The following is a 12471-nucleotide window of genomic DNA, read 5'->3' as shown; positions in this document are numbered from 1 at the left end:
TACTTGCAGCGTCCCCTGCACGGCCCACCCGCCCCGCCACCTCCATGAACCGCTTTCCGTGACCAACCAACCACCTCTCAGCCACGAGGGGCTCAGCCGTTGGCCGAATCCAGTAAAATCGCCGGCATGAACGCCCCCACCTTCCCGTACGACACCGCGCGCCTGAGCGAACTGGCCCAGCTGCTGATCGACAACGTCCGCGAACTGGCCCACGCCGGCTGGACCCCGGCCACCAGCAGCAACTTCTCCCACCGCCTGGACGACCGCCACGCTGCGATCACCGTCTCGGGCAAGGACAAGGGCCGCCTGATCGAGGACGACATCATGGTGGTGGACTTCGACGGCCTGGCCGTCGGCCGCCCGCTGCGCCCGTCCGCCGAAACCCTGCTGCACACCCAGCTGTACCGCCGCTTCCCGGAGATCGGCTGCGTGCTGCACACCCATTCGCCGGTGCAGACCATCGCTTCGCGCCTGTACGCGCCGCAGGGCCATATCCGCCTGGAAGGCTACGAGCTGCTGAAGGCCTTCGCCGGCAACAGCACCCACGAGATGGCCATCGACGTACCGGTGTTCGCCAACACCCAGGACATGAACGTGCTTTCAAAGCAGGTCGATGACCTGCTCGACCAGAAGAACCTGTGGGGCTACCTGATCGATGGCCACGGCCTGTATGCCTGGGGTCGCGACATGGCCGAGGCGCGTCGCCACCTGGAAGCGTTCGAGTTCCTGTTCCACTGCGAGCTCGAGCTGCGCAAGCTGCGCGGCTGAACCGGCGCGCAGGTGCAGATGCCGATCCGGAATCTGCGCCTCGCCCCCACCCTGCTACCCTGTCTTCCCCCGAGACGTTCAAGCTGCCGCCATGAGCCGACTGCGCATCTACGACGACACCCGCCCCGAATCGCCGCTGCTGGACACCCAGGACGGCGCGCTCATCGCTGCCGAACTGCAGAAGATCGGCGTCACCTTCGAACGCTGGCAGGCCACCGCACCGGTCGCGCCCGGTGCCAGCCAGGAGGAAGTGTTCGCGGCGTACCGCGCCGACATCGACCGCCTGGTCGCCGAGAACGGCTTCAAGAGCGTGGACGTGGCCTCGATCGCCCCGGACAACCCGAACCGCGCCGAGCTGCGCAAGAAGTTCCTCGACGAGCACTTCCACAAGGAAGACGAGGTGCGCTTCTTCGTCGCCGGGTCCGGCCTGTTCACCCTGCACGTGGAAGACAAGGTCTACGAGATCGAGTGCGTGAAGGACGACCTGATCGCCGTGCCCGATGGCACCACCCACTGGTTCGACATGGGTGACGAGCCGAGCTTCGTGGCGATCCGCTTCTTCACCGAGCCGGATGGCTGGGTCGGTCACTTCACCGGTACCGACATCGCGCAGAAATTCCCCCGTTACGTACCTACCCAGGCGTCCTGATCCATGCAGCCCCGCGTCATCCTGACCGACATCGAAGGCACCACCAGCAGCATCTCGTTCGTCAAGAACGTGCTGTTCCCCTATGCCCGCAAGGCCTTGCCGGCGTTCGTCGCCGAACATGGCCAGCAGCCGGAGGTCCGCCGCTGGCTGGATGCGGTGGCTACCGAGATCGGCGGTGCCTGCCAGGACAGCCTGGTGGCCGAGACGCTGCAGGGCTGGATCGACCAGGACCGCAAGCACACCGCACTGAAGGCGCTGCAGGGCCTGATCTGGGACGAGGGCTACCGTCGCGGCGATTACACCGCGCACTTCTACCCGGAAGTGGCGCCGGTGCTGAAGGGCTGGCACGCCTCCGGCCTGCCGCTGTACGTGTATTCCTCCGGCTCGGTACCGGCGCAGAAGCTGTTCTTCGGCTTCAGCGACGCCGGTGACCTCAGCCCGCTGGTGTCGGGCTGGTTCGATACCGAAGTCGGCGGCAAGCGTGAAGCCGACAGCTATCGCCGCATCGTGCAGGCCATTGGCGTTCCGGCCGGCGAGATCCTGTTCCTGTCGGATGTGGTGGAGGAACTGGACGCCGCCCGCGAAGCTGGACTGCAGACCCGCCTGATCGACCGCTTGGACGATTACCCGCTGCCGCGTACCGGCCAAACCGCCAACGGCCACGAGCGGGTCGAGAATTTCCAGCAGATCCAGCTGTAAGGGTGTGCGGACCTACGGTCCGCACCCACCTCAACGGTCCACACCCACGCCGGGCATGGCCCGGCGCTACCGTGGTCCATGAATGGTAGCGCCGGGCCATGCCCGGCGGATGCCCTCAACGGTCGTTGAGGGTTTTCACCTTCAGCGCTTCGCGCAGCGTCGTCAGATCCACCGGGCCGCGCACCGCAATGTCGCGGGTTTCGCCCGGCAGCAGGTCCAGCAGGTTGTCTTCAACCTGCACATCCAACGCACCGAAATCAATCCACGCCGCGCGCACGTACGCCGCGCTTTCCAGCCGTAGTCGATAGTGGCCGCCTTCGATGGACAAGGTGGCCTTGAGCTTCTGCCGCGGCAACACCTGGTCCTTGGCTTCGACGAATCCGACCACCTGCCGCGCGCTCACCGCCCCATTCTGCAGCAGCTCGAACACGGCCACCGTGCGCTTCGGGTCGGCACCGGCCAGCAGCTCCGCGTCGCGGAAATCACCGATCGAGGTGACGCCTGACGCCGTCAACGTCACCGCGTCCTCGCGTCGACGCAGCACCTTGCCGTCCATGTCCATCACCCGCAGCCGCCAACGCGCATCCTGCGCGGCGCCATCATTGATCAGGCGCACCCGCGTGCTGCCCTCGTCACGCAGCGCCGCCACCGTCACCGGCGCGAAGAAGCGCCGCGCGGCGAAATGCAGTGCCTTCCAGCGGCCAAAATAGTCCACGCTGGACCAGGAAGCGCCCGGCCAGACGTCGTTGAGCTGCCAGTACAGCGAGCCCATCGTGTACGGCCGCGAGGCGCGGTGATGCAATGCCGCCAGCGCGATGCCATCGGCCTGCATCACTTGGCTCAGGTAGACGAAGTCCTCGAAGTCCTTCGGCGTGCCGTAACCCAGTTCGATGTAGTGCAGCAGGCGGCTGTTGCCCTCGCCCGCCATGAACTTCTGGTGCGCGCGAATCACCGGGCTGTCGATGCGCTGCTCGGCGCGGGTGGCGATCTGGTCCACCGTCGCCACCGACGGCCACGCCTGCAGCCCGTACTCGGACATGAAGCGCGGCGTCTCGCGCAGGTAGGCCTGCACCGGCAGCGCCGGATTGCCCCAGACCTGCCAGTAGTGCTTGTCGCCACGGTTGGAATCGTTGGCTTTCTCATCCAGGTCGTTGCTGGGCGAGCTGGACCAGTACGGCACGCCCAACCCCTCCTCACCTACTACCTGGCGCAGGTCATTGCCGAACAGGTCGACATAGCCCTGCCACACCTTCGCTGCAAACGCCGGGTCGGCCGCCTTCAGATCGCGACCATGGCCCCAGTCCTTCCAGGCGGTCTCTTCCTCGTTGTTGCCACACCACAGCACGATGCTGGGGTGATGGCGCAGGCGGCGCACGTTGTCGCGCGCCTCGGCCACCACGCTGGCGCGGAACGCCGGATCGTAACCGGGCTGCATGCCACCGCCGAACATGAAATCCTGCCAGACCAGCAGGCCCAGCTCATCGGCGATGTCGAAGAACGCGTCGTCCTCGTAGTAGCCGCCGCCCCAGTTGCGCAGCATGTTCATGTTGGCGTCGCGCGCGGCGGTCAGCACCTGGCGCAATCGCGTGGCATCGACGCGTGCGGGGAAGGCGTCGAAAGGAATGACGTTGGCGCCCTTGGCAAAGATCTCCACACCGTTGATGACGAAGGCGAAGCCCTGCCCACCCTTGCCGTCTTCCTCGCGGCGAAGTTCAACCGTGCGCAGGCCGATGCGCTGCTCGCGCGCCCGCGTTGCATCGGCGCCATCATCCAGGCGGGCCTGCACGGTGTAGCGGTCCTGTGCACCGTGGCCGACCGGCCACCAGCGCTGCGGCTTGACCAGTTCGACCGGTACTTCGACGGCGTTCTGGCCGGGCTTCAGCAGCACCGTGCGCTTCACCCGGGCCACGCTGCGGCCCTGCGGATCCTGCACATCCACATTCACCACGGCCGAGCCCGCCGCCGCGCCCTGCTCCACCTGCAGCAGCACCGTCAGCTTCGCCTGCTGCGCGCTCAATGCATCAGTGCGCACCGCCAGATCAGCCAATCGATGCGTATCCCAGGCCTGCAGGTCGACACCGCGCCAGACGCCGGCCGTGACATAGCGCGGGCCCCAGTCCCAGCCGAAGTGGTAAGCCGGCTTGCGCGCGAAGTTGCCGACCATCGCGTCCTTCGGCTCGTCGCCATACGGCGAAGGATAGTTGCCGGCGATCTTGTGCGGCATCGCCTGTACGCCCGGAAGCAGCGTGCGGATCGGCGAACGGAACACGATCTGCAGTTCATTGCCGTTCGCGCGCAGGCGCCCATCCACGCGCGCACGCCACGTGCGGTGCGCGTTGTCCGCACGCAGCAGCGGCTTGCCGTTGAGGCTGACTTCGGCATAAGTGTCCAGCCCGTCGAAGCGCAGTTCGGCATTGGGCTTGGCCAGCGTCGCCGCATCCACGTCGAAGCGCGCGCGGTACTCCCAGGCCGCCAAGCCGATCCATTGCAGCTCGGCTTCGGGCGCACCCACGTACGGGTCGCGGATCAGCGCATGCGCCAGCAGGTCGGTGTGCACGCTGCCCGGCACCGTGGCCGCACGCCATTGCTGCAGACCCGGGTGGGCGGCGCCCTGCGCGTCGCCCGGCAACATGCGGAACTCCCACTGTGCCTGCAGAGGCACTGCAGTTGCCGGGAAGGCGGAGGCCGCGATCAGCAGCAGGAGCAGGCGGACAACGAGGGGAAGGCGATGCACGGGATGCTCCTGTTTTTCCGCCGGGCATGGCCCGGCGCTACCAATTCAACACGCCACGGTAGCGCCGGACCACGTCCGGCGAGCGCGCAGCGCGGCAGACCTCAACGCACCACGTTCAACACTTCGTAGCACGCACCCATGGTGTGGTAATCCACCTTGCCGGCCGGGCTCTTCTCGTCGCTGTACTTGCGGTTGTCGGCATCGAGGATGCGGAACCAGGCGCCGTACTGATGGTCGACGAAGTGCTCCCACGCGTACGCCCAGATGCGCTCGTACCACTGCCAGTAGCGGTCATCACCGGTGCGCTTGGCCATCAGTGCGGCGGTGGCCAGCGTTTCGGCCTGCACCCAGAAGTACTTGTCGTCGTCGCAGACGAAGCTGTCGCCACCGATCGGCGCGCCCTCCATGCCCGGCTGCCGGCGCGATTCCGGTGCGAAGCCGTAGTACAGGCCGCCTCGCGCGTCGTCCCAGCTGCGCGCCACGGCCACGTCGAACAGATGCTGCGCGGTCGGCACCAGCCAGTCGGCCTGCACGTGGCGATCGAGGATCAGCAGCAGCTTGGCCCACTCGGTCTGATGCCCCGGCTGGAAGCCCCACGGGCGGAACAGGTGCTTGGGATCGTCCAGGTTGTAGTCCCAGTCAATCTCCCAGTTGGAATCGTAGTGCTCCCAGACCAGGCCGCCAGCCTTGGCGGCCTGGCGGCGGGTCATGTTGTCGGCCAGCTGCAGCGCACGCTCGACGTAACGCGGTTCGCCACTGGCCTCGAACGCCGCCAGCATCGCCTCGCACATGTGCATGTTGGCGTTCTGGCCGCGATAGCCGGTGAAGTTCCACTGGCCGTCGGCCTCGTCCTTGTACAGGCCGTGCTGCGGCTCCCAGAAGCGCGCTTCCAGCAGTTGCCAGGTCTCGTCCATCCAGGCGCGCGCCTGCTCGATGCCGGCCTTCAGCGCACAGCTGTAGGCCAGCAGCACGAACGCCACGCCATAGCAGTGGTTCATGTCGTCCTCGACCTTGCCGTCGCGCAGGGTCCAGGCGTAGCCACCGGTGGCCGGATTGCGATGCACCTCGCGCAGATAGCGCACGCCATGCTCGACTGCGTCGCGGTATTCGGCGTTGCCGAACTCGCGGTATGCCATCGCATAGTTGAAGACGAAACGGGTGCTGCTCACCAGGTGGCGGTGGCTGGCATCGTAGATGCTGCCGTCATCACGGAAGTAGTGGAAGAAGCCGCCGTTCGGATCGATGCAGCGCGGGTGGTAGAACGCCATCGTGTCGGCGATATGCGCACGCAGGAACGCGGGTGAACGGAAATCGGGCGAGGTGCTCATGCGGTAATGTCCTGGGCCTGCAGCAGCTGCTGCACTTCATCGAGCGAGGGCATCGCGGCGAACGCGCCCTTGCGGGTAACAGCCAGAGCGCCGACCGCGGCACCGAAGCGCAGCGTGGCGGTGATCGCCTCCGGGTCCTGGCAGAACGCTGCAAAGCCTGCACCGGCCCCGCCGCGCTCCAGCAGTCCGACCAGCACGCCACCGACGAAGGCATCGCCGGCGGCCGTGGTATCGACGGTGGCCACACGGAAGCTGGTGACCGTGCCGTGGCCGTCGCGCGTATACCAGTGCAGCGTGGCCGCACCATCGGTAACGATTACCCAGCGCGCCTGCGCGGCCAGCAGGCGCTTCAGCACCACTGCCTCGCCATCGGCACCCAGCGGTGCCGCCAGGTAATCCAACTCCTCGCGCGACAGCTTGACCAGGTCGGCACGTTCCAGCGCCTGCCACAGGCGCGGCGTCGGGTCCTCGTTGGCCGGCCACAAGGCGGGACGCAGGTTGAGGTCCAGGCTGACCACCGCGCCGGCTGCACGCGCACGATCCATGCCGGCGAAGGTCGCTTCGGCGATGGCCGGCTCGGTCAGGCTGTTGGAGCAGACATGGAAGCACTGCGCGCTGTCGAAGCACGCGACCTGGAAGTCGCTGTCACGGAACAGCAGGTCGGCCGCCGGCGGGCGGTAGAAACTGAAGCTGCGCTCGCCGCTGGCATCCAGCGCGACGAAGGCCAGTGCGGTCTTGGCCGCATCGGTGCGCACGATGTAATCCGTGCCGACGCCGTGTTCGACCAGGCTTTCGGCCAGGAAGTCACCGAACATGTCGCGGCCCAGCATGCCGACGAACTGGGTCTTCGCACCAAGGCGCGCTGCCGCCACCGCAACATTGGCCGGCGCACCGCCGGCGTACTGCAGGAACGCGCGCGGGGTGTCGGTCGAAGCCGGCGGCTGCGCCAGTAGATCGATCAAAATTTCGCCGAAGCAAACGATGGAACCCATTCCGGACTCAGCCTCCCTGCGTGCGGACAGCCGGCGGGCGCGAGCCCACAAGACCGTAGAAAATGATATAGACGTAGCAGATCACCGGCAGCACGAAGCTCAGGTGCAAGCCGATGCGGTCGGCCAGCATGCCCTGCAGCAGCGGGATGATCGCGCCGCCGACGATGGCCATGATCAGGAGGCTGGAGGCCTTGTTGGTCAGCGGTCCCAGGCGTTCGATGGCCAGCGAGAAGATGGTCGGGAACATGATGGAGTTGAACAGACCGGTCGCCACGATGCCGTACAGCGCGACTTTGCCGCCCGACGCCAGGGTGACGGCCAGCAGCACCACGTTGGCAGCGGCGAAACCGGCCAGCAGGCGGCGCGGCGAGAATTTGGCCAGCAGCCACGCGCCGGCGAAACGGCCGACCATCGCGCAGCCCCAGTAGGCCGACACGTAGTTCGTGGCCTGTTGTTCGGTCATGCCGCCGATCTCCGGCAGCGCCAGGTAGTTCACCATCAGGCTGCCGATGGACACTTCGGCGCCGACGTAGAAGAAGATGGCCAGCACGCCGAACAGCACGTGCGGGTGCTTGAGGGCATCCAGCAGCGTGTGGTGGCCGCTGTCGGCCTGCTCGGTCGACTCAGTCAGGCTGGGCAGGCGGAACAGGTAGACGAACACCGCCAGCAGCACCAGCGCGATGGCCAAGCCCACGTACGGGCCCTGCACCGACTGCGCCTCGGCGGCACGGTAGGCCATCTGCTCGGCCACCGGCATCGCGTCGATCTCATCGCCGCTCTTCACTGCGGTGCTGAGGATCAGCAAGCCACCAAATAGCGGTGCCAGCGTGGTACCCAGCGAATTGAGCGCCTGCGCCAGGGTCAGACGGCTCGATGCGGTCTGTTCCGGGCCAAGCAGCGCGACGTAAGGATTGGCGGCGACCTGCAGCACGGTGATGCCGCTGGCCAGCACGAACAGCGATGCAAGGAACGCTTCGTAGGTGCGCAGCGCGGCCGACGGCCAGAAGCCCAGCGCGCCCACGCCTGCGATCAGCAGGCCCGCGATGATGCCCCTCTTGTAGCCCAGACGGGCCACCAGCCGACCGGCCGGCACCGACATCAGGAAGTACGCGCCGAAGAAGGTGAACTGCACCAGCATCGCGCGGGTGTAGTTCAGCTCGAACACCGCCTTCAGATGCGGGATCAGCACGTCGTTGAGGCTTGTCAGGAAGCCCCACATGAAGAAGATGGTGGTGGCGACCGCCAGAGCAGCACGGGCATTCATGACCGGTGCCTGGCTGCTGGAGGAACCCGATGGACGGGGCGTTGCGGAGATCGGCATGCGGTACGCGCCTCGATGCGCGGAAGGTCGTTGTTGCGTGGAAGGGGTATGTGGAAGGAATCAGTTCGGCCGTGCGGCACTGCTTTCGCGGATGCGCAACTGCACCGGCGCCACCGTGCGCCGTGGTGGCGCGTCCGGTTCGTCCAATCGTTGCAGCAGCAGCGCGGCAGCTTGCCGACCCCGCTCGCGCGGATCGGCGGTGAGCGTGGTCAGTGGCGGTACCGCGACCGACGCCTCGGAAATATCATCGAAACCGGTAACGGCAAAATCACCGCCCGGACGGATGCCACGTGAATTCAAGCCCAGCATCAGGCCCAGCGCGACGGTGTCGTTGTAGCAGACCGCCGCACTCGGGCGATGGCCGTCGGCAAACAATTCATCGGTACGCGCCGCGGCTTCCAGGCGGTTCGGCGCCGACTCGATCATCCAACCCGGCGGCAGTGACAGGCCCGCTTCGGCCAGCGCCTGCTGGAAACCGGCGCGGCGCTGGTGGCACGAGCTCGATGCAGCATGGCCGCCGAAGAAGGCAATCTGGCGATGGCCGCGCTCGATCAGGTGGCGCGTGGCCAGATAGGCACCGTGCTGGTTGTCCAGGGTCAGGAAGTCCCAGTCGGCGCCGTCCAGTTCACGATTGAACAGCAGCACGTTGGCATTGGCACCCAACGCCTGCCGCAACTGCGCGGTATCGCTGCCCTCGGCCGGCGACAGGATCAAGCCGGCCGGGGTGTGTTCCATCAGCGTGGACAGCACCGCCTGCTGGCGCTCCGGCGATTCACCGGTACTGCCCAGCAGGGTCACGTAGCCGCGCCCGCCCAACGCCTCGTCCACGCCGGAGGCGAATTCGGCGAAGAACGGGTTGGACAGATCGTTGATCACCAGCGCGATGCTTGACGACGTACGACGACGGAGGTTGGCCGCCGCGCGGTTGTAGACATAGCGCTGGCGACGCAGTTCGGCCTCGACCTTGGCGCGGGTATCGACGTTGACCAGTGGGCTGCCACGCAGCACCAGCGACACGGTTGCCCGTGACACGCCGATGGCACGCGCGATGTCGGTCACCGTCACCGCCTTGCCGGCGCGCTTGCTGGGACTGCTGCCGTTGTCGTTCATCGTCTTCCCGGACTCCGCTGGAGGCTCAAGCCTAATGGATCAGGGCCGTGTCGTGCCGTGCCGTTCGCTGGGTGACCGCGAACGGCACAGTCCGGCTCAGCGCAGCTGGCTGCCCGGTGCCGCGCACCAGGACATCGGCAGGTCCTTCACCGCCGTACCCCAGCCCTGCTCCGGCGCCTTCGCATCGAGCGCGAAGTGCAGGCGCGGGCCCTGCTGCAGGCGGTTCCAGTCCAGCCATACCGGTGCATGCGCCTGGCCGTCGACCTGGACGCCCTGCACATACTGCAGGCGGCGGCCATCGGCGCCCGGCGCGTCGATGCGCAGGGTGCGGCCGTTGCCCATGTCCACTTCCACCTTGCTGAAGCGCGGGGTGTGCAGCAGGAACTGGCCGCTGCCGGGCACCGCCGGATACACGCCGATGGCACTGAACAGGTACCAGGCCGACATCGTGCCGAGGTCATCGTTGCCGGTCACGCCGTTGGGCGCGTTGGTGAACAACTGCTGCGCGGCGCGCACCACGGCGGCGGTCTTCCACGGCTGGCCGATCAGCGTGTACAGCCACGGCGAGTGCAGGTCGGGCTCGTTGTTCGGGTTGTAGCGGAACTGGTTGTAATAGCTGTACGGCCCGACCACCCACTCTTTGCGGGCGGCATTGAGCGGGTCGGCCTGCAGCGCGTCCATCGCGAAGAAGGCATCGAGGCGGCGGCCGGCCTGTTCGCGGCCGTCCATCGCCTCGACCAGGCCCGGCACGTCCTGCTGCGCCAGCCACTGGTACTGCCACGCTGTGCCTTCATGGAAACCGTGATGCGAGCGCGGGCTGTAGTGGCCATCGGCCGGCGTGTACCACTGGCCATCTTCGGTGCGCGGGCGCGGAAAACCGGTGAAGCCGGTCTCGGCGTCACGCACCTGCGGGTCCCACACCTTGCGCCAGTTGCGGCCGCGCTCACGCAGCGTCGCCGCGTCCTGCGCGTGGCCGAGGCCATCGGCCATCTGCGAAAGCGCACAGTCGGCCAGCGCGTATTCCAAGGTGGCCGAACCGCCATGGTGCGGATCGACGTCCATGCCCTTGGACGGGAACGCGCGGTCGTAGACCACGTAGCCCTTGTCCAGATAGGTCGGGTTGCCGGAACGGCCGGCCATGCGCGAGTTCAACGGCGGCGTGCCGAAGGCGTTGCGGCGCAGCGCATCCCAGGCCTGCGATTCACGGCCCTTGAGCGCGCCGAAGCGCCACAGGTCGACCATGAACGGGGTGACCGGGTCGCCGGTCATGATGTTGGTCTCGAAGTTGGCATAGCCCCAGCGCGGCAGCCAACCACCCTGCTCGTCGATCGCCAGCAGGGTACGGCCGATATCGCGTGCCACGTCCGGGCGGGTCAGCGCCAGCCACTGGTTCTGCGCGCGGTAGGTATCCCACAGCGAGAAGTACTCGTAGTAGGTCCAGCCGTCGGCACGGTGGATACCATCGTCATAGCCGCGGTAGCGCCCGTCGGCGTCGTTGCCGGTCATCGGCTGCAGCAGCGCGTGGTAGACCGCGCTGTAGAACACCGCGCGGTCGTCGGCGTTGCCACCCTGCACGCGCACCCGGCCCAGCTGCTCGCGCCAGGATTGCTGGGACAACGCACGCATGCGGTCGAAACCGAGCAGCGCCCCATCCTGCATGCCGTCCGCGCGCAGGTTGATGCGCGCGCCTTCGGCATCCACGTGCGAGATCGCGCTGACCGCCGTCACCGACTGGCCCTTGGCCAGATCAAAGCTGAGCCAGGCCCCATTCGGCTTCTGTTCGCCTTCCATGCTGTGGCGTGCGCCCGGCAGGCCGCCACCCTCGCCCCAAGTGCCATGCGCCTTGAACGGGCGATCGAACTCGATGCGGAACCAGGTGGTGTACTGGTGGCCGCCACAGAAACTCTTGGTGACCAGCTTGCCTTCCACCACGCGGTCGCCGACCACATCGACCACGCTGCCGATCACCGAATGGCGCTCGTTGGCCTGGCCGACATTGACCAGCACGTGGCCATCGCCCTGGCGCTGGCTGAAGGTGTAGCGCTCGGCTGCGGCGCGCGTACGTGCGGTCGATTCTGCGTCGATGCCGCCGTAGCTGGTCAGCCGCACTTTGTAATAGCCGGCCTGGCCGACCTCGCCGTCATGGGTGTACGACGAGGCATACGCCTTGTGGTCAAACTGCTTGGCGTTGCCGGTATCGAAATCGCCGCCCGGGCCGATCGAACCGGTCACCGGCAGCACCGACACCTGGCCGCCCTGCTCCCAGCAACCTGCGCCGGAGATGAAGGAGTGGCCGAAACCGCGGATCTTCTCGTCGTCATAGCGCCAGCCCGAGTAGTGGCTGCCGATTGGGCTGACCTGGATCAGGCCAAACGGTGCCGACGCGCCTGGGAACGTGTTGCCGTCGTCCTTGCTGCCGATGAAGGTGTTGACCTCGCGCTCCAGTGCAGCCGGCGCGGCCTGCAGCAGCATCGGCGACGCCGACAGTGCGAGCAGGCAGGCCAGCCGCGCCAGCGGGCGCGAAGACAATGGGACGGCGGGAGCGGACGGCACTGGACGCATGTCGGGTTCCTGTAGTCGATGACACGGAGGCAGACGGCCGGGGCCGTCCGGCACCGTTCCGCTGAGCTCCGCCACAACTGGCAGAAAGCTCCCCCTGGAATGACGCCCGACCCATGCGACCGTGAATTTAGATCGATTCAAGTAGAGCATGCTGGTTCAGCCGAATGCATTCTGCGGCGCAGCATGAAAGGGGGGTGTTCGGCAGGGCTGCGCCCTGCACCCGCTCCGAGCTGGAGCAACAGCAACAGCAGAAGCTGGTTTCCTGTGGGGAGTCGGGGTGGGTCCGGTTGCGGGGGACGCTGCAAGTA

At 66.9% G+C, this 12471-nt stretch carries 8 protein-coding genes and 1 pseudogene; 3 read left to right on the top strand and 6 right to left on the bottom strand.

Going from position 1 to position 12471, the window contains the following annotated elements:
• The first annotated feature begins 126 nt into the window (after positions 1-126).
• The 3 genes from G5A07_RS20340 to mtnC all read left to right on the top strand — a co-directional run bounded on the left by G5A07_RS20340 (position 127) and on the right by mtnC (position 2116).
• Positions 127-768, top strand: coding sequence for a methylthioribulose 1-phosphate dehydratase (locus tag G5A07_RS20340; RefSeq protein ID WP_126559918.1), 642 nt, complete (start codon positions 127-129; stop codon positions 766-768).
• 91 nt (positions 769-859) lie between these two features.
• The gene (locus tag G5A07_RS20335; RefSeq protein ID WP_049434983.1) at positions 860-1417 is read left to right on the top strand and encodes an acireductone dioxygenase; all 558 of its coding nucleotides are present in this window, start codon (positions 860-862) and stop codon (positions 1415-1417) included.
• 3 nt (positions 1418-1420) lie between these two features.
• Positions 1421-2116 (top strand): acireductone synthase, encoded by a 696-nt coding sequence (gene mtnC / locus G5A07_RS20330; protein WP_191863919.1) that lies wholly within the window; start codon positions 1421-1423, stop codon positions 2114-2116.
• A gap of 115 nt (positions 2117-2231) precedes the next feature.
• Here mtnC and G5A07_RS20325 read toward each other — a convergent pair whose 3' ends face one another.
• From G5A07_RS20325 to G5A07_RS20300, 6 genes and pseudogenes are all read right to left on the bottom strand, one after another.
• Positions 2232-4850, bottom strand: a complete 2619-nt coding sequence (locus tag G5A07_RS20325; protein WP_191863918.1) for a glycoside hydrolase family 2 protein — start codon at positions 4848-4850, stop codon at positions 2232-2234.
• 101 nt (positions 4851-4951) lie between these two features.
• A complete protein-coding gene (locus tag G5A07_RS20320; protein ID WP_191863917.1) occupies positions 4952-6178 on the bottom strand; it encodes an AGE family epimerase/isomerase in 1227 nt (408 codons plus the stop codon).
• Complete coding sequence (locus G5A07_RS20315; RefSeq protein ID WP_049453474.1) at positions 6175-7170, bottom strand: carbohydrate kinase; 996 nt, start codon at positions 7168-7170, stop codon at positions 6175-6177. The genes G5A07_RS20320 and G5A07_RS20315 overlap by 4 nt, the downstream gene beginning before the upstream one ends.
• 7 nt (positions 7171-7177) lie before the next feature.
• Positions 7178-8491 (bottom strand): L-fucose:H+ symporter permease, encoded by a 1314-nt coding sequence (gene fucP / locus G5A07_RS20310; RefSeq protein WP_049453471.1) that lies wholly within the window; start codon positions 8489-8491, stop codon positions 7178-7180.
• A 60-nt stretch (positions 8492-8551) separates the two neighbouring features.
• Complete coding sequence (locus G5A07_RS20305) at positions 8552-9601, bottom strand: LacI family DNA-binding transcriptional regulator (RefSeq protein WP_010482566.1); 1050 nt, start codon at positions 9599-9601, stop codon at positions 8552-8554.
• A gap of 96 nt (positions 9602-9697) precedes the next feature.
• Positions 9698-12037 (bottom strand): annotated as a pseudogene (locus tag G5A07_RS20300) (GH92 family glycosyl hydrolase); the annotation flags it as partial.
• Between the last annotated feature and the right edge of the window lie 434 nt (positions 12038-12471).

This window comes from Stenotrophomonas sp. AS012628 (assembly GCF_010608305.1).
In the GTDB taxonomy this organism is placed as follows: Bacteria; Pseudomonadota; Gammaproteobacteria; order Xanthomonadales; family Xanthomonadaceae; genus Stenotrophomonas; species Stenotrophomonas geniculata.
The sequence above is the reverse complement of the archived record's forward strand: the minus strand, read 5'-3'. Positions and strand labels throughout refer to the sequence as shown.